Source organism: Fulvivirga lutea, assembly GCF_017068455.1.
Lineage (GTDB): Bacteria > Bacteroidota > Bacteroidia > Cytophagales > Cyclobacteriaceae > Fulvivirga > Fulvivirga lutea.
Genome location: NZ_CP070608.1, coordinates 2,089,625 through 2,108,863, shown reverse-complemented (window position 1 = coordinate 2,108,863; position 19,239 = coordinate 2,089,625). Strand labels below are relative to the sequence as shown.

Genomic DNA, 19,239 nt, shown 5'->3' with positions numbered 1-19,239 from the left:
GATTATTCGTCTTTAAGTGCATTTACCGGATTAGAGATAGCCGCTTTGAGCGATTGATAGCCAATGGTAATAAAAGTGATAATGGCTGAAAGGATAAAACCCGCGGCAAAGAACCATACCTCCATATCTATTTGATAGGCAAAATTATTCAACCAGCCATCTAAGAAATACCATGCAATTGGCGCAGCAATTAGGAAAGCAATTATAACCAGTGAAAGAAAATCTTTAGTAAATAATATCACTAGGCTAGCTATACTTGCACCTAATACTTTTCTCACGCCTACTTCTTTATTCTTTTGTGCAACTACAAATGAAATTACTCCGAGCAAGCCAAGGCACGATATAAATATCGAGAGCATACTAAATACCACAAGTAAGTTGTAAGCACGCTGTTCAGCCTGATAGAAATCTGCAATTGCATCGTCCATAAAATCGTACTCGAATATTTCATTTGGAAATATTTCTTCAAATGTGTTCTTCATTTGCGCAATTGTTTCCCTGCTATTCTGCATACTGATTTTTACGCCAGCGTTGTAATAAAACAACCTAAAGTTTACAATGGCTGTTGGCTTAATTGCCTCATGCAAAGAACTTGTATGAAAATCTTTGACAATACCGATTATTGGGCCAGTCATACCACCCACTCCGGAAGTTACTTGTGTGCCAATTGCATCTTCAAGGTTAGCATAACCGAGCTTATTTACGGCTGTTTCATTAAGAATATAAACCAAGGCCTTTTCACCAGCATCTTCTTTGAAAATATTGGTAGCCAATTGCTCGTCAGACTCAGAGAACCATCTTCCATGTAGAAGCTCTATTCCATAAGTATCTTTATAATAGATATCAGCAGGCTTCACTTGCAATTGCATGCCTTGTTCATCAGTTTGATCGGCAGGCCAGAAAAATGTTTGGAAGCTATTGTCTGATATTGGAGCAGCCATATTAAATGAGACTTCTTTGACAGCTGGGTTTTGCAATAACCTTTCCCTAAAAGCCTGTTGTTTCTGCTCATCGTTTTCACCAATGCGAACATTTATTACAGCATCTTTCTCAAAGCCCAATGGCTTATTTAAAAAGTAATCCATTTGACTGGATATGATAATAGTTCCAATAATTAAAATCTGGGATATAATAAATTGAACTACGATCAACCCCTTTCTCATAAATAATGAACTAGCGCTTTGAGAGTGTATATTGTTTTTTAATGCCTTGATAGGGTTGAATCCAGAAACTACCATAGCGGGATATGTTCCGGCCAAGAAAGTAACTATCAAAATGGTTAGTGCTACAAAGCCTAGTACGTTATAGTCTTGCAATACATTTAAGGATAATTCGGTATTGAAATAGTTATTGAATAATGGAATTAACCGCTCAGCTATTGCCACAGCAAGAATTGCTGACACTAGCGTTACTAAGAACGTCTCTCCAAGAAACTGAACAACCAATTGAAATTTCTGTGCACCTAAAGTTTTTCTTACACCAATTTCCTTCGATTTTCTCACTGCCAAAGCAGTGGAAAGGTTAATAAAATTCACACAACCAACAAGAAGTATAAATGCACCAATTAAACCTATTGTTATCAGCGTAGTTGTATTAGTGGCATTGCTATTCCATCTTGGATCGAAATGAATTTCATTGAGTGGTTGTAGCAGGTAATTTCTTCTTCCAGCATCTTGATTTGAAAAATATTTTTTAATGACTTCTTTAAATTGAGATTCAACTGAACTTGGGTCTACTCCCTTCTTCAACTTTACAAATGCAAAGCCTTCGGCACTCATTTGCCATGAATCAATGTTGAGATCTGCAAAATATTCACTTGAAAATGATGGGTAAGACACTACATACTCAAATTCAAATTCTGTATTAGAAGGTATGTCTTCAAACAAACCAACCACTTCTAATTCAAGTAAATTATTGAGCTTTAATTTTCTGCCAATAGGATCTTTATCCTTGAACAGTCTCTGAGCTGTTGACTCTGAGAGAAAAATAAAATTCGGTTGAGATAAGCTCTTTTTAGGATCACCACTTAGAACTTTGAAATTGAATACATCAAAGAAGCTCGAATCTGCAAAAACACCATTTATAAAGCCAAATTTTTCACCATCGATAGTGGCAGTAGCATCCTCATCATTATGATATAAGGTTGCTGATTCAAATTGAGTAAAATCCGAATGAAGCGAATTTATCAATGGGTACGGTACGTTAGGTTCGTAATCCTTGCCTTCAGACCTATCAGATGCTCTCACTATACGATACAACCGATCAGAGTCATTATGAAAATTGTCATAACTCAGCTCATGGTTGATGTGAATATAAATGAGCAAACTTCCTGCAATACCGATAGTCAATCCGATGACATTGATAAGCGAAAACCACTTATCTTTTTTAACATTCCTGAGGGTGATTTTTAGATAATTTCTGAGCATCATTCCAAAATTTGAATAGTGAATGCCAAAATAGATGCCATTTAAGGCAAACTATCTCAATTTACTAAAAACAAGGAATTAAGCTCGATGTGTTGCAAAGAGTGTATCAAAAACGATACACTGTAATGTAATGAAAACGTTACATTAAAAGTAACATTGAAAAACCAAACCAAATCCCAAACCTGTACCTCGACTAGGTATAATAGCTCCTGTAAAATCATCAGCATGAATACCAAAACGGGTTTTACCAAATCTGGCGGATAACATTGCACCAATGGCCAAATTGTTAAACCCACCGTACGAGACGCTTACACCCGGATATAATCGTTTCCATAAACGTTGATTATAGCCCAAAGAGAATCTGGGTCTTCTTGTTACGCCTGGTAATTCCTGAAAGCCTTGAATATAAGTGAAGAATAAATTACCGGGATTGGCTGCTTCATTATCATATAAAAAATGATAGGCCAATTGCACCTGAAATCGCACTCCCAGTGGCATGTAAAAGCTATTACCTTCTACAACCTCATTTTCGAAAATTGCGGTAAGGCTATCAGCATAATTAGTCAGGTCGTCAAAGTCTTCACGAGACAGCCCGGAGAAAGAAACAAATCCTTTATCAGAGAATTTCTGAGTATCTGTATAGTAGGTTATTCCACCTATATCACTTAAACCGATATCCAGGCTGTATCTTTTCTTCCATTTTGCTGTGATTCCAATACTACCACCATACCCTTCTCCTTTGGTATCGGTCACTGAAAATTTCTCAGTGCCAGCTAAAAAGATGTCGTAGTTGTAATCAAAAGAAAGGTAGTCGCCTTCTGGGCCCGTTTCAAAAATTAAATAGTTATTGGGCATGTAAATGGCCGCCAACCCCTGATAGTACTTAAAGGCAGCACCAAACCTTATTTTAAGGCCATTTACAGGCTCGGCTAATTTAAAGGAAGTACCCAGAGAGAATTCCCTAAAATACCTGGCATCTAAGGACCCGGCAATATCTACAGGCTTATTTTCAAACTGTTTATTGCCCTTCCAAGCCAATTGTAGCAAGGCTTTGGGGTATCTAAAACTTGCCGACATACGCTCATTAATAGCAAAAGAGAAGGTGATGGGTCTTTTTCTGATCTTAAATTTTCTCGCTACTCCCAAGAGCATAATATCCTGACCAACACCGATGATATTATCCTTATCAAGTTCTGAAATAAAGTCGTTAAGATCTTCGTTAGTCAGTCTGCCACTAGTTTGAAAATCATTGATGTTACCATATGATAAGGACCTGTTGGCTATCCATAACTTATAGTTAAATCCAATTTGCCATTGATAATTACCCAACTCTAGTGTTGAGGGCAAAAACTTGGCACCCGACAAAGAGCCCCGATAGCCATATTGCAGCTGAAGGTTATTTTGTGCGCTAACTGTACAAATGGACAGCATTAGAAGCAATGCCAATATGATTGAACATCGCCTCATAATTCATTTGGAAGGAATACCTGGAAATCGCCATTGAGTTTGTAGAGAATAACAGTGTTGTTGAAAATTTTCACTCGCTCCTGAGAAGTAGTATTTAAAACAAACTCGGGCTGAATGTATCTTGCCCTTTTAATATTTTCCAGTTTTTCTTTACCTACATTAATTTCATAATTAATCCGAAAGGGGGTATCTACTCTGCCTTCACTATTCAATTCCCCTGGGCTTATTAATCGCTTTTCTAGAAATACTGAATCTACCCGTTGATATAGACTATCCATAAAATAGGCCTGTAGCAAAAATTCTAGAGGGAAGTAATTCTCTACTTTATTAGTTAGTACGCCTTCAATAAACTCAGCATACTCCGTATCAATTTCTATATCAAAATCCAGCGTATCAGTAATTGTTAAATCTTTAGATTGTAGATCAAGGGGCATTTCAATTTGAATATTCCCTTTTACCTGGCTGGTGTCTATTACAAACTGGTTATAATCAACATTTTCTGTTCCAATAAAAATGGGAAATGAATAGTCTACTTGTTTTGGAAGCAAGCTAATAAATTCCCCAAAAGAGGGTTCATTCGCACCACCTATTACTAGTTGAGATTGTTGCTTCTCTCCCACTGAAGTTGCTCCATTAATAATGAAATCGGTTAAAGACTCCCTCATATTTACTTCCACTCCCGGAAATAGCCTATTGTTTCTAGCACGCACATAAAGCTCCTGATTGTCTAAAAACCCCACAGTAACACCTAATTCATTGCTAATATTTACAATCACTTTCGGGTCATTAAAAGAGATTGAGCCACTTGAAACCTGATCAAAAAAATCAATTTCAGCAAAGCCTTCCAGCAGGTCTTGGTAATAGCCTAAATAACCAAATACAGAATGAATGCTAAGATTTTGTAAGCTGATTGCACCAGTTACTCTGGATTCGAAATCTATTGTAATGGGTGAGGCCGAACCGGGAGAAGAGACATTTACATTTAGCACAATGCTATTGGCATTAAATAATCCGTTCGAAGTTAAGTCGGCAGTGGTGTTGGCAAAATCTACCTGAGTATTTGCAGAGTTTTCTAATTGTATAGCGGGCATTAATATACCATTAGGATTTCGTATATGTGGGAACTCAAATTCAATGGTTATTGGTAAAGAATTTCCATAGCTAACGTTCAGACTAAGAAGGCCTGAATTGGTTACCAACTCAGTAATTTGAGCGTTGTTGGGCAATTCAAATTCAAAAGTTTGATCGGTAATATCAAAATTGAATGCAGGTACCGTAAGTGTTGCCTCTCGAAATGCTATGTCTTCAATTGAAAAACTTAAAGACAGTTGATCAGTTGGCAGTACATCAACATTTGAAGCTCCATTAGTGGACAAGTTTTGTAATTCAATCATTAAATTACCCTCTACAATTTTATTGTTGAGTGAAACAGGCGTGGGTAAAGTGTAAACCTGACCTGGGAGAATATCGGTTATAACAGGAAGTGTTGCTACCTCACTATTATCAGAAGCATTTTTTAGAATCACTGCCGCGCCTGATTTAATAGTAACAGGCAATCCATTTTCTAATGAAAAATTTATGAAACCCGACTCAAACTCAGCTTCAATAAAAACATCAGTAATATCAATAGGTAACTGCAGTTCAGGAAAATCAATTGGTGGAATAGAAATAATAGTGCCCGCTTCTAAACCAAGATCTTGCAAACCTATCGTTCCTCCAAAATCAAAGTCTGGAATTGTATTGGGTATGCCGGGCAAATCGATATCAAATGTTTGATCAGGAATCTCAAACAACTCCAGCAATCTCACCGAGTCTTCACTACTTATATACACCAGTGTTAAAGCTCCAATACTGTCTTCTCTTAAAAATAACGAATCGGAAAGAGTAACATCTTCTATATTGAAGGCCGCATTCACTAATGGGAAAAGAAATTCCGCCTCCCATGCAGGCACCTCTATATCGTCAGGCATACAACCCTGTATTAAGATTATTGAGAATAATATATTTCTTAATTGTTTGATAGCCTTTCCCCGTTTGTCAATCATTGTAATACTAAATAAAAAGCAAGAGATCATACAACCATTTACTATCTTACTTACTCTAATGATCAAATTGTAGGATTTGAATTCAACCGACAAAGAACTAGTAGAAAGCTTTTTAAAGGACAGGTCTAGTGAAAGTTTTAACAGGCTTTATGAGTACTGCAACCCTGCCTTGTATCGTGTGGCTTATTTCCTGTCAAAAGGAAATGATAGCTACCTGCATGACCTGATTCAAGAAACCTGGGTAGTAATAATTCAGAGCCTCGAAAAGTTTGAAGGAAGGTCAAGACTTTCTACCTGGATGACGCGCATATTGATCAATAAGAACTATGACCATTTACGAAAATTTAAAGTAAATGACGACATAGGTGAATTACAATTTGAAAACTCTACCGAAACCAATACTTCTGTTTCCATGGATTTAGAGGAAGCGATAAAGGCGCTGCCGCAAGGTTTTCGAATGGTATTATTATTACATGACCTGGAAGGATATAAACATCGTGAAATTGCCGACATACTTCACATCAATGAAGGCACAAGCAAAAGTCAGCTCTTCCAAGCCAGAAAAAGAATGAGGGAATTAATGAAAGACTATCAGTATGAAAAATGATAATCTCACTCCGAAAGAAATTCAGGCATTGGAGAATTTAAAGGCCGGCATAAAAACGCCTGAACGCTTGAAAAACAAGGTGACTGATCGACTCATTCAGCTAGAATTAATTAAAAAAGAAACGAAAATGAAACAAATACATATTTATTGGGCCGCAGCAACAATAACTGCCTTAGTGTGCGGACTATTTATCGGAACAACATTTCAGGACTCAACTACACCGCCAACAGACATGAATCAATACGCCCTTTTCTTATACGAAAATGAATCATTCGCAGCCGCCAATATGAGTGATCTTGTTGAGGAATACACCAACTGGGCAATTAAAATGAGTGAAAAAGGCAAGTTAAGTGGTGCAGAAAAGTTGGCCGATAACGGCAAGTGGTTAGGCAACCAGAGTACCAGAAATTCGAATAGTGCCTTATCAGGGTACTTTATCATTCTGGCCAATGATTTTGATGAGGCACTTGCCATCGCAGAAAAACACCCACATGTAGGTTACGGAGGTGGTGTGGAAGTGAGGCCGATTGAAAGACTAGATTAGATAAATACCCAAATGCCGGTTTAATTTCCGGCATTTTTTTTCAGGATGATTTTATTTAAATTCGTTACTCATCAAAAATCATCGACATGCCTAAAAAAACTGGCTTGTTGTCCTGGCTTAAACGTATTGTTTTATTTTGCCTTATTCTAGGCATCATTTGGGTTGTTAATCTTATCTGGTTCAAACCATTTAATATTCGGCATTTCTATGAACGAGTATTTATAAATTTTGCACTGGACAACCCGGAGATCATTACACAATTAGGTGTGCCCGTTCTCTATGATCTAACAAAAGATGAACTTACTGATGTTTCGGACGAGGCACTTCGAGAGCAAATGAAAGTGTATGAAGATAGTTATGAAACGCTTTCAAGCTATGATTACGAATCACTCCCCAAAGAAGAACAGTTAAACTACGATATACTCAAGTGGTATATAGAGCAAGAAATCAAAAGGAAAGAGTTTTTCTACAATGATTATCCTGTAAATCAGATGTTTGGTGTCCAGGCAGAGCTTCCTGAAATCTTAACAGACTATCACCGGCTAGAGAGCAAAGATGATCTGGATGCTTATATCAGCCGACTGTCAAAATTCAACACAAAATTTAATCAGGTAATTGAAGGATTAAAAATCAGGGAAGAGCAAGGCGTGATTCCTCCCAATTACATCATTGATAAAATCATTGGTCAACTCGATAGTTTTTTGGGTAGAGATTCTTTGGCAATAGAAAAAGAGGCTTCTATTGATGCAGTGAGAGGTAACGTGCTATACAGTATCGCTAAAGAAAAGCTTTCATCAATAGAAGATTTAAATGACTCCGAAAAGGAAGAATACCTCCAAAAGATAGAAGATGCTGTAAGAAATGATGCATTCAGTGCTTACAGCCAGCTTAAGGACTATTTTGTACAGCTTAAAACCAAATCGGACAGTTCAGCAGGCGTGTGGAAGTTTGATAATGGGGAGGAATATTATAAATACCTCGTAGGATTTCATACCACCACCTCACTAAGTCCGGAAGAAATTCATTCCATCGGTCTGAAAGAAGTAAAACGAATAGCATCAGAAATGAGGGCAATCCTGAATCAGGAAGGGTACCAGGACACGACTAAAACGCTGGGCGAAATTATTTTAGAATTAAATAATGAGGAGCGCTTTCTATATCCTGATAGCGATGAAGGAAGAAATCAGATTATAGCAGATTATACGGCCATAATAGAACATATCGAGCAAAACCTTGGAGATGCATTTAATACACGACCTAAAGCAGATTTGGAAGTGAAACGTATTAAAGAATATCGTGAAGATGGTCAGGCACTCGCCTATTATGGAAGACCAGCTGTGGATGGTTCCCGTGGTGGTGTATTTTACATTAATCTGGCTGAAGTAGAGAATATTCCTAAATATGGGATGAAAACACTGGCGTATCATGAAGGCATTCCGGGGCACCATTTTCAGATAGCCATACAAACTGAGCTGGAAGGATTACCCACGTTTAGAAATGTAATTCCATTTACAGCTTATACAGAAGGCTGGGCACTATATACAGAATTACTCGCGTATGAACTTGGTTTTTATGAAAATGATCCATTCGGTAATTTGGGAAGATTACAGGGTGATATTTTCAGAGCTGTGAGGTTAGTGGTGGACACTGGTATTCATAGCAAAAGATGGACACGAGAGCAAGCCATCAACTACATGGTAAATTACACCGGTATGCCTATTTCGGACGTAACAGCAGAAATAGAACGCTACATTGTATTACCTGGTCAGGCTTGTGCATATAAAATAGGAATGATGAAAATTCTAGAATTACGCGAAAAAGCAAAGGCCGAACTTGGTTCTGCCTTTGATCTTGGAGAATTTCATGACGTTGTACTCACCAATGGCGCTGTGCCTTTGGCAATACTAGAACGGTTGGTAAATAATTATATCGAAGACAAAAAAGGACTTAATTGAATGAATTAAGTCCCGCCTGTTATCAATAACCTTACATTTACGATTTAATCATAGGCATGTACTTTTCTCTATTTTCATAGATTACATAAAGGTTAATTGCCAGAATAATAATTGCCACAGGCATGGTAGACGGCTCTAAAACAGCATGGAATAAAAATATACCTACTACCACAGGGAACAATACAATGGCTCCTAATGCTCTATACTTCGGAAGAATAAATAGAATACCACCAACAATTTCTGCAACGGCCACCAGTGGAAACACCCAGCCACTTTCCATAAAGGCAGTCATTAAATTCATTGCAGGTTCAGGCATCTCAGGCCAGGGCATATAATTCAGAAACTTATTTAACCCGGAGTTAATCATCATTAAACCAAACAAAAGGCTAATGGCAAATACAATTTTACTTTTCATAATTTTATTTGTTATTACTTTATTTGTTGTAACAAACTTAAATATAAAAAATATAGTTCTTTTAACTCTTATTTTCTTTTCGCATCTTATCCAACAACTTACTCAATTCCTCCGCTTCATTATCACTAATAGATTTAATAGAAGCGATTCTTTCCATCAATTCACTATCGATTTTCTTTGTAAGCACAACTCCTTTTTCAGTAAGTTTTATTAACATCTCTCTCCTATTCTCAGCATTTAACTCACGTACCGCCAAATCGCGTTCCACGAGCTTATCAACCAATCTTGTCAAATCAGGCCCCTTATCCATCATTACCTCTTTAATGGCCTTCGGACTTAACGGCTTAGGGTTACTCCCCAGTAATATTCTCATTACATTAAAGTGCTGACCCTGTAGTTTATATGCTTTAAAAATTGGATTAATCTGAGCATCTACCCATTTGTAGGTCACATAAAGGTTGGTGATGCTTTTGTGAAATGAGTTGTTGAATTTCACATTTAATTCCTGCTCTATACTCATGTAAATAATTTGCTTTTGTTAAAGCTAATAACATTCATTCAAAGCTAAAATAGTGTATCGAAATCGATACACTATTGTTGCTTAATACTAAGTATACCTTCATCTTTGATCTAATGAAGACCCAAGCCAATATACTTATTGTTGATGATGATCGGGATGTTCTCGAAACAGCCCGCATGTTTCTGAAGCAGGAGTTCTCAAGTGTGGATATTGAAGAAAACCCTGAAAAGATTCCCGGCTATTTCGAAATCAAAGATTATGATGTCATTCTCCTTGATATGAACTTCAAAAAGGGTGTGAATGATGGCGAAGAAGGTTTTCATTACCTCTCAAAAATTCTGGAACTCGACCCTGAAGCGATAGTCATTCTCATTACAGCCTATGGTGAAGTCGATTTAGCGGTAAAAGCCATGAAAATGGGGGCAGCAGATTTTATTCTGAAGCCATGGAAAAATCAGAAGCTATTAGGCACTATTCTCTCCGCCATACAGCACAGAAAGTCCAAAAAAGAAATTACCCGATTAAAAGCTGTACAACAGCAAAACGACCCATTCAAAAATTTAATTGGAACATCTGCCGCCATTGAAAAGGTGAAAGACCTTATAAGCAAAGTGGCCATAACCGATGCCAATGTACTTATTTTAGGCGAAAATGGTACCGGTAAGGAACTGGTGGCAAGAGCTTTACACGACCTTTCCAAAAGAAGTAACGAATCGTTTATCAATGTCGATTTAGGAGCTATCACCGAATCACTCTTTGAATCGGAGCTTTTTGGGCATGTAAAAGGTGCATTTACTGATGCCAAAGCCGATAAAATGGGTCGCTTTGAAATGGCTCAAAATGGTACGCTTTTTCTTGATGAACTCGGCAACCTCTCGTTACCTCTGCAAGCCAAATTACTAACGGCCTTACAAACACAGAGAATCAATAAAGTGGGTTCTGCCAAAGAAATAAGTGTTGACTTCAGGCTTTTATCAGCTACTAACATGAATCTCAACCAAATGGTGAATGAAGGTACTTTCAGGCAAGACCTTTTATATAGAATCAACACGGTAGCCATTGAACTTCCGCCATTAAGGGAAAGAAAAGAAGATATTCCGATACTACTTGATCACTTCATTCAAATATTCTGCAAAAAATATCAGAAGCCGTTGATATCGGTAGATGAGCAGGTTATTGAAAAGTTAAAAGTATACCCTTGGCCCGGCAACGTTCGCGAATTGCAGCATGCCACCGAAAGAGCGATTATTCTGTCAGAAGAGAAGACTATTTATAATGCAGATCAATTTATTTCCAGTTCTGCTGCTTCAAGCTCACACACAGCTGAGGATGCCGTTACCCTGGATGAAATGGAGAAAGTATTTATCAAGAAAACGCTGGATGAAAACGCGGGTAATGTTACTAACACCGCTAAGCAACTCGGTTTAACACGCACAGCATTGTATCGTAGGTTGAATAAGTATGGGTTGGGGTAGCATGAGCAGTGAGCAAAGAACTGATCTCGAATCGTCATTGCGATGAAGTAGCGCAGCGAATGAAGAAGCAATCTTTGAATTAGAAGACTGCCGCGTCCTATCGAGGACAAAGACTTTAAATCTCGTTACCCTTCAAAAGCATTTCATCCGACATATACTTCTTATCCAGTTCTGCCCAAATTACAATTGAAGAAAGTCCGATATTGGTAATATTTACGAGGATCATCAACACGTCAAATGACTGAAAATGAGTATACATAGCACCACACATGATCGCCATTTGGATGAGACTGGCTTTAACTCGTGTGGCCGGAATAAAAAGTCCTAAAACAGAAATGGCCTCTAATAACCCAATGAACATCATAAACTCGTAGCCGAGGCCATTGGCCATAAAATGTTCACACATTTGGCCTGTTAATTTAGCAAAAGCGGCTCCGAGAAACTGTACCGATAAAACCAGAATGATTATTCCCCGAAGCCACATTTTACTTTTCGTTGTCATATGAAGTTTTTACTACCTACACCTAATACGTAGAACTTTTCAGTCAGCTATTAAAATATGTTGAACGGCAAATTTTATAGGACAGATTACAATTTGATTGGCATTGGAGTTACCTCTTTCTGTATATTCACATAATGAGTTTGTTTAAAAAGTTCAGCTTTAAAGTAATTGTACGGATAAGTTTTATTCTTATCACCGTATTGCTACTCGCTTACATTTTCGGAGATGACCGCCTCTTCTTTAATCAGATTATTCTTTTTATTCTGCTGGTGTTACAGGTGTACGAGCTCATCCGATTTGTGAATTATACGAATCGCGAATTGGCGAAATTCATCCTCTCCATTAGACATAACGATTTCTCGATCAATTTCAGAAGGTCGAAAATTGGCAAATCTTTTGAAGAGCTGCACGATGCCTTTGATGATATCATTCAGTCGTACGAAGAAGCCAAAATTGAGAAGCAGGCTCAGTTTGAGTACCTGAGATTGGTGGTAAATAACATGAACATCGGTATTATCTCGCTTGAGAATAACCAGAATATAGCCTTAATGAACAAATCGGCTGAACGGATACTTGGTGTGAAAGGCATTAAGAACTGGAGAATTTTGGAAGAAAAGAGTCGCTCGTTTACAACTAAAATTAATGAAATGAACGAGTCTGGCAGGCGATTAATAGAAATATCAATCCAAGGTCAAAGCCATACACTTTCAGTGGATGTAGTTTTGATAAAGATGTTAGATACGCAATACAAGCTCATCACCTTTCAGGATATCCATGGCGAAATTGAGCAAAAAGAAATTGAGGCCTGGCATAAACTCATTAAGATTCTTACACATGAAATCATGAACTCTGCCACTCCTATTTCTTCGCTTACAGAAACCATGCAGTCAGTCATTGAAGCTGATGGTAAAGCCAAAAAAGTAACTGAGCTGGATGATGAAACGATTGAAGATTTATTGTTCTCATTAAAGACAATCCAACGTAGATCGAACGGTATGCTCACTTTTATTGATGATTACCGCAGACTCACCAAAGTAGCTAAGCCTAAACTTGAAAAGGTGAACATACAGGAGTTTTTAGGTTCGATTGGCGATTTACTGCATGCACAACTACAAAAGGACAACATTAGTTTTGAGTATTCAGTGGATGGCATTGACGAGTTGACGCTCGATAGCGCCTTGATAGAGCAAGTGCTTATTAATATGGTGAAGAATGCCACCTATGCTTTGCAAAATATACGAGACCCAAAAATTGTAATAAAAGCTTACATAGAAAATGGTAAAAAGACGATTGAGGTTACGGATAATGGAGCAGGCATCCCTGAGAAGGAGATTAGGGAAATTTTTGTACCATTCTTCTCTACCAAGAAAGATGGCTCAGGCATAGGTTTGAGTTTATCCAAACAAATCATGCACCTCCACAATGGCAATATTCGAGTAAAATCGGAGGAAGGAAATGGCACTAGTTTTTATTTGGTTTTTAATAATTAAGAGATCTAATTTCTTATTCTTTTAAAATAAGAACCACTTAAAATTTCCTTAACAATTAGTATTAGAAATTGTGGAATAAAAATTAATAAATTAAAAATAGTTCCGTTGTAAACGATTGGAAAAAATCTATTTAAAATATAGTTTCGCGAAAAATTTAATTGCTCAACCATATTTATGACTAAAATATTACAATCTTCATTAATCATTTTATATTTCATCGGTATAGCCATATCTTCAACAGCTCAAGATTTTACCATAGCACAAAATGTTACAGGGAATAGTAATTCAACTATTCGTGGGCAGGTGTTCAAGCCGGCAATTCAAGAAGATGGCTCAGGAACAATTACCTCAGAAGATGCTGTTTACTTGACCAGCTTTAATGTGATTTATTCAGGAGGCACAGAAGCGCCTATTATGTACATATATAGTAGCTTACCCAGTACAACGGCCAATCTTGATGATGGTAGTGGAGGAGTGCTGGTAGGAGAAAGCACCACAAAAACCGATGGTGAATTCCCTTATACCAATTACACATTTGATTATTTGGAATTAGATAAAAACACGACCTACTATGCGGTTTTTAGACAAAACGTTGAGCTAGAATTTGGAGGAAGTGGTGATGCTGCTGGACCATATGGCGGAGGTAAAATGCTTAAGAATGATGGTGTAAACGTCATTGAAAATGACTTTGCCGCTTTGAAGTTTGTAGGAGAATTTAATAATAACCCTATTCCCCACCAAAGCGATGTTGATGCATTAGTAGCGTTATACAATGCTACTGATGGTGATAATTGGACCAACTCGTGGGATATAAACGGCAATCCCTATGAATGGGAAGGAGTATCTTGGGATAATTCAAGAGTTAGTCGTCTATATTTCTATGGCAATAATTTAAACGGCTCTCTGCCAGAAGAAATTGGAAATTTAACTGCATTAAAATCTTTAAATATTGGCAACAACAACTCTCTATCTGGCGATATTCCAAGCTCAATAGGTAATCTATTGAGTCTAGAATATATAGATTTTTTCCAAACTTCAATATCAAGTATCCCGCCTGATATTAACAAGCTAGTGAATTTAGTGAGTTTAGAATCAACATTCAGCAACATAACGAGTTTACCAGAAGAGCTATTCTCTCTAGTAAACCTAACAGAACTTAATTTGTTTTCTAATAATTTAAATGGGGAAATTCCCACTCAAATAGGAGAATTAAGTAATTTAATCTACTTGAATTTGGGCAATAATGATTTCAATAATGCAACTCTTACTTCTGAAATTTTAAAACTTACTAAATTAGAAAGACTGGATCTTCGTGGCTGTAGTATTACCAACCTACCACAGAACTTTTCTGAATTAACTTCTTTAACAAACTTAAACTTAAGTAACAATTCTTTTGAATCTATTCCGGATGTGATTTGGGAATTAAATCAGCTTACCTTTCTTGATTTAAGTAATAATGATTTTAGCCCATCTCAATTTCCTATTGACATAGTCAATCTGACAGCTTTAAAAGGTCTCTATTTAAGTAATGCAAATTTAACAGGCTCAATACCTGTTGAATTAAGCCAAATGCAAACTCTAACAGGAATTAGATTAAGTGATAACGAGCTCGAGGGTGAGATTCTATCAACATTGTCGAAAATACCCGGATTATATAATTTAGAAATTTCAGGGAATAATTTTGAAGAAGTGATTCCAAATGAGTTGCTCGACCTTGTTAATGTTCAAGCAATTGATATATCTGATAATAATTTCACTGGAATATTCCCTTCTGAATTTGGTTCAAGGGATAATTTTTATCAATTGGATCTATCCGGGAATGATATAACTAGTATTCCTGATTTTAGCGCAGCACCATCTTTTTATAGATTAGTAATTTATAATAACAGAATTGAATTTGGAGATATTGAAAAGAATATTACAAATAGTAATATTGATTTTTATTATTCTCCACAAAAGAATCTTCATGTAGATACAAATATGATAATAAAAAGCATTGGAGAATCTGTCAATTTAAATGTAAATGTTACTGGTGATAACAATCTATATCAATGGTTTTTAAACGGTACTCCTGTATCTGACAAATCCACATCATCCGATTATGTCATTTCTTCAGTTTCAGAGGCTGATTATGGCAACTATTATTGTGAAATTACTAATGCAGTAGTAACAGATTTAACATTACGAACCGAAGACATTATACTTTCAACTCCAGTTGAATTTACAAATTCACCAACAGTCATTGTGCAAAATGCATTATCATTAGAACTAGAAACCACTGTAAACAAAACAGGTATATTGTATTATTTAGCTTTACCTGCAGGAAGCAGTGTACCAACAGAAAAGCAAATAATTGAAGGCACTAATGCTTTAGATGAAATAGTAGCCAACGCAGCTAATGTCGTTATTACAAAAGATGAACCAATTCAATTTACTATTTCAGGCCTTGAAATCAACAGTAGCTATGATATTTTTTGTGTTGCTGTAGATGGGGAAGGCGAAGGAATAAATACTGTCATGGATAACTTAACTTCTTCCACTACTGTAGGAATAGAATTTATTGAAGGATATCCCTCTTTATTAACGATAAATGCTACTAATATTATATGTAATATTAATACAACTAGAGATGGAAGTATTTATTACTCCGTTCTTGATCAAGGAGATGCTGCTCCGACTGCAGAGCAAATAAAAGCAGGGAAAAATTCAATTGACGATCCAGCAATCTTTAATGGCTCACAAAACATTTTATCAGAAACTGTTGCTGAATTAACTGTCCGTGGGCTAAACGGTCAAACCAGTTATGATATTTATTTAGTTGCACAGGATAAGGAGGAATTCTTTAGTAATGTGGCAAAAATACAGGTTGAAACGATAACAAGCATAGATAGCCCATTTTCTATCAATGAGTTGAAGGTATATCCTAATCCAACTAATGGCCATGAACTCAATGTTATCTTTACTACAAACGAGTTGTTCGATATACAAATTGTGAGCTTAGAAGGTAAAAAGATGTTTGTGAAAAAGGATATCCAAAACATGACAAAGCTAAACCTTCAGTTCTTGGAAGAAGGGACATACTTAATTAATATAAAATCTAATAAGCGAACGGGTTGGATTCGTTTTATTAAAAATTAAGATTGTTGTTTTGGATAAAGTAGTCTTGTTAAAGCCGCGAAATACTGACGGTCAAAAATTTTCTATACTTGAATAAACAGCAAACTATATAAACTGTATCAAACTTGAGACTAAAAAAGGGGGCAGGTTCAATCTTACAAAAGCGTTTAGAATTTTTCAAATACTTTGGCTACTAACAAAGTTAGGATTGACACTGTTGGTGTATGCAAGAATTCAAAGTTTTAATAGAATAAGTTACTCAAACTCTAAAAAACCTCCACCCCTACATTCACGATCACATCAGAATCATGGCAGATAGTTTTCTGTAGTCCGCGGCAGCGAGACATCTCATATTTATAGAAGTAGTCCAGCGTATGGAGCTTGCTTTCTTTGAAGGCTGTATCTTCAGCCATGGCGGCTAATCCCATCTTCAGCCACTGCCAGCCAATCACTACCGTACTAAACAAGTCCATAAAAATGGTAGCATCTGCCAGGTAGCGCTCATGGTTGCCCTGCATAGCGTAAGGCAACAGGTGTGTCATACACGTCTCTATCAACTTGGCATTCTCACCTAACGAAAGTGCGTAGCCACTCAGCTGGTCATGCTGCATAGCAGCAGCAATAACTTTCTCAATCTCCTTAGCCAACAGCTTCATAGCTGCACCTTCCATCATGGTCACTTTTCTTCCCAGCAAGTCCAACGACTGTATGCCAGTTGTACCCTCATAAATGGAGATAATTCGGATATCACGATAATACTGCTGCAGGATAAAGTCCATCATATAGCCATAGCCACCCAATACCTGCAAACCAGTATCCACAGCATCTTTACCTGCTTCGGAAGGGTACGTTTTAGCAATGGGAGTCAGTATTTCTGCCAATAAGTGGTAGTTATTTTTCTCATTACTCTCGGTAGTCAACTGTTTATCAATGTAATAAGCACATTGCATCACCAGACTTAAGCTGCCTTCTACAATCGCTTTTTGGTGGAGCAGCATGCGCTTTACATCAGGGTGGTTGATGATCAACGTCTGCTCTTCGCTCGGATCTTTCTTACCCGAGCTTTGAAGCTTACGGCCTTGCGGTCTTTCTTTGGCATATTGCAAAGAAGCATAATACGCTGCTGAGGCAATCCCCGCTCCCATTCTGCCTGTAGCTATACGCGCTTCGTTCATCATCTGAAACATATAATTCAGCCCTTTATTGGCATCACCAACCAAATACCCTATGCTCTCGCCACTGTCCCCAAAGGCAAGGTGATTGGTACAATACCCGCGCTGTCCAAGCTTTTCAAACTCCCCTACTACATCTACATGATTGTAATCTCCCAGGCTGCCGTCATCATTTACACGATACTGCGGCACTGCAAATAAGGAAACGCCTTTTGTTCCTGCCGGTGCGCCTTCCAATCTGGCCAGCACCAGGTGGATGAAGTTATCCGCAAACTGATGATCACTAGCCGAGATAAATATCTTTTGTCCTTTTATTGAAAATGATCCATCACCCAAATCTTTGGCTGAAGAAGTAATATCTGAAAGCGAGCTTCCGGCCTGTGGTTCTGTAAGGCACATGGTACCGCCCCACTGCAAGTCCAGCATCTTGGGCACGAATTTCTTTTTGATCTCTTCAGATCCGAACGTTACTATCAGGTTGGCTGAGCCTGCTGTCAAACCCATATAACCTGTTACATGATTATTAGCCGCCTCCATAATAAAGTACAGCGCATTAAAAACCGTTATCGGCAATTGAACGCCACCATCCTTTTCATCCATAAAAGCACCTACCAAACCCATTTCACCAGCCTTCTTCAGTATCGGGCCAAACTGCTCATGCACAGTTACTCTTCCATCTTTAAAAACAGAAGGCTTTTCGTCCATCTCCTTTATGTAAGGAAAAAGTGAGGTATCACTAAAATCTTTAACTGCCTCAAGGAGGAGATCAATAGATTCCTTATCATAAGCAGCATAGCGCTCATGCTTAAGCAGCTCGTCAAGGTGGTGAACTTTAGACAAAAGGAAAGACAGCGTTTTCGGATCGTAGTATTGCATAGGGTTTTGGGGTTAACGTATTAAATTAAGCAATACATTCTCATCTGCCAATCTTAGTGTTTCCAATTTCGGGGAATATCTTATTATCCCAATAATTAAGGTTAGCTTTGCAACTTATTTTGAAAGCACAGCTATGAAACGTATCAACGAATACAAAAAACTTTTTAATGTAACAGGAGCAATTGACTTGAAAGAACTTAAAACTTCTTACAGAAATTTGGTGAAAGAATGGCACCCTGATAAGTTTCAAGCTGGAAACCCACTAGCAGCAGAAGCAGAGATAAAAAGTCAGCAGATTATCGATGGCTATCACTTTTTGGTAAGCATCGCCCCTGAGACCAAAGCGGCTAATTTGGAAGCATACAACGCGACAATCAATGAATCAGGTATCGCTGATTTTAAGCATAAAGGACTAACATTGGAAGTTACCTTCCAGGATGGCAGTGTGTACGAATACTTTGGTGTAACCCGTAGTCTTTACATTAAATTCGTGAACGCTGATAAACCTTTGCGATTTGCTAAGCGAAATATCTTTCATACGTTTCTTTACAGAAAATCAAAAAGAGCTGAGGTAGCAGCCTGATAACACCCTTCATTACTCATAATTGATTAATTTTAGTAGTGTATC

The 19,239-nt window shown here is 37.4% G+C and carries 14 protein-coding genes; 7 read left to right on the top strand and 7 right to left on the bottom strand.

Annotated elements, in window-relative coordinates:
• Nucleotides 1-2: 2 nt before the first annotated feature.
• The 3 genes from JR347_RS09570 to JR347_RS09560 all read right to left on the bottom strand — a co-directional run bounded on the left by JR347_RS09570 (nt 3) and on the right by JR347_RS09560 (nt 5,863).
• Nucleotides 3-2,429, bottom strand: coding sequence for an ABC transporter permease (locus JR347_RS09570; RefSeq protein WP_205720381.1), 2,427 nt, complete (start codon nt 2,427-2,429; stop codon nt 3-5).
• Between the two features lie 141 nt (nt 2,430-2,570).
• Nucleotides 2,571-3,893 (bottom strand): DUF5723 family protein, encoded by a 1,323-nt coding sequence (locus tag JR347_RS09565; RefSeq protein WP_205720380.1) that lies wholly within the window; start codon nt 3,891-3,893, stop codon nt 2,571-2,573.
• On the bottom strand, nt 3,890-5,863 hold the full coding sequence (locus JR347_RS09560) for a hypothetical protein (RefSeq protein WP_205720379.1): 1,974 nt from the start codon (nt 5,861-5,863) through the stop codon (nt 3,890-3,892). The genes JR347_RS09565 and JR347_RS09560 overlap by 4 nt, the downstream gene beginning before the upstream one ends.
• 151 nt (nt 5,864-6,014) lie before the next feature.
• On the opposite strand from JR347_RS09560, the gene JR347_RS09555 reads away from it, so the two are divergent.
• The 3 genes from JR347_RS09555 to JR347_RS09545 all read left to right on the top strand — a co-directional run bounded on the left by JR347_RS09555 (nt 6,015) and on the right by JR347_RS09545 (nt 9,044).
• Nucleotides 6,015-6,545 (top strand): RNA polymerase sigma factor, encoded by a 531-nt coding sequence (locus tag JR347_RS09555; RefSeq protein WP_205720378.1) that lies wholly within the window; start codon nt 6,015-6,017, stop codon nt 6,543-6,545.
• Nucleotides 6,535-7,089, top strand: coding sequence for a YciI family protein (locus JR347_RS09550; RefSeq protein WP_205720377.1), 555 nt, complete (start codon nt 6,535-6,537; stop codon nt 7,087-7,089). The genes JR347_RS09555 and JR347_RS09550 overlap by 11 nt, the downstream gene beginning before the upstream one ends.
• A gap of 86 nt (nt 7,090-7,175) precedes the next feature.
• Entirely contained in the window at nt 7,176-9,044 is a 1,869-nt protein-coding gene (locus JR347_RS09545; protein WP_205720376.1) for a DUF885 domain-containing protein, read from the top strand.
• 37 nt (nt 9,045-9,081) lie between these two features.
• Here JR347_RS09545 and JR347_RS09540 read toward each other — a convergent pair whose 3' ends face one another.
• Nucleotides 9,082-9,459 carry a DoxX family protein gene (locus JR347_RS09540; RefSeq protein WP_205720375.1) on the bottom strand — a complete coding sequence of 126 codons (378 nt, stop codon included), beginning with the start codon at nt 9,457-9,459 and terminating at the stop codon, nt 9,082-9,084.
• A 61-nt stretch (nt 9,460-9,520) separates the two neighbouring features.
• Complete coding sequence (locus JR347_RS09535) at nt 9,521-9,979, bottom strand: MarR family winged helix-turn-helix transcriptional regulator (RefSeq protein ID WP_205720374.1); 459 nt, start codon at nt 9,977-9,979, stop codon at nt 9,521-9,523.
• A gap of 113 nt (nt 9,980-10,092) precedes the next feature.
• Here JR347_RS09535 and JR347_RS09530 point away from each other — a divergent pair, with 113 nt between their 5' ends.
• On the top strand, nt 10,093-11,454 hold the full coding sequence (locus JR347_RS09530; RefSeq protein WP_205720373.1) for a sigma-54-dependent transcriptional regulator: 1,362 nt from the start codon (nt 10,093-10,095) through the stop codon (nt 11,452-11,454).
• A gap of 115 nt (nt 11,455-11,569) precedes the next feature.
• On the opposite strand, the gene JR347_RS09525 is transcribed toward JR347_RS09530, so the two are convergent.
• Nucleotides 11,570-11,956, bottom strand: coding sequence for a DoxX family protein (locus JR347_RS09525; protein ID WP_205720372.1), 387 nt, complete (start codon nt 11,954-11,956; stop codon nt 11,570-11,572).
• A gap of 134 nt (nt 11,957-12,090) precedes the next feature.
• Here JR347_RS09525 and JR347_RS09520 point away from each other — a divergent pair, with 134 nt between their 5' ends.
• On the top strand, nt 12,091-13,446 hold the full coding sequence (locus tag JR347_RS09520; RefSeq protein WP_205720371.1) for a sensor histidine kinase: 1,356 nt from the start codon (nt 12,091-12,093) through the stop codon (nt 13,444-13,446).
• A 174-nt stretch (nt 13,447-13,620) separates the two neighbouring features.
• Nucleotides 13,621-16,584: a T9SS type A sorting domain-containing protein gene (locus JR347_RS09515; RefSeq protein WP_205720370.1), complete on the top strand. Its 2,964-nt coding sequence runs from the start codon at nt 13,621-13,623 to the stop codon at nt 16,582-16,584.
• Between the two features lie 245 nt (nt 16,585-16,829).
• Here the strand turns inward: JR347_RS09515 and JR347_RS09510 are convergent, their stop codons facing one another.
• Nucleotides 16,830-18,611 (bottom strand): acyl-CoA dehydrogenase, encoded by a 1,782-nt coding sequence (locus tag JR347_RS09510; RefSeq protein WP_205720369.1) that lies wholly within the window; start codon nt 18,609-18,611, stop codon nt 16,830-16,832.
• Nucleotides 18,612-18,744: 133 nt separating this feature from the next.
• On the opposite strand from JR347_RS09510, the gene JR347_RS09505 reads away from it, so the two are divergent.
• Nucleotides 18,745-19,194 carry a KTSC domain-containing protein gene (locus JR347_RS09505; RefSeq protein ID WP_205720368.1) on the top strand — a complete coding sequence of 150 codons (450 nt, stop codon included), beginning with the start codon at nt 18,745-18,747 and terminating at the stop codon, nt 19,192-19,194.
• Nucleotides 19,195-19,239 lie beyond the last annotated feature (45 nt).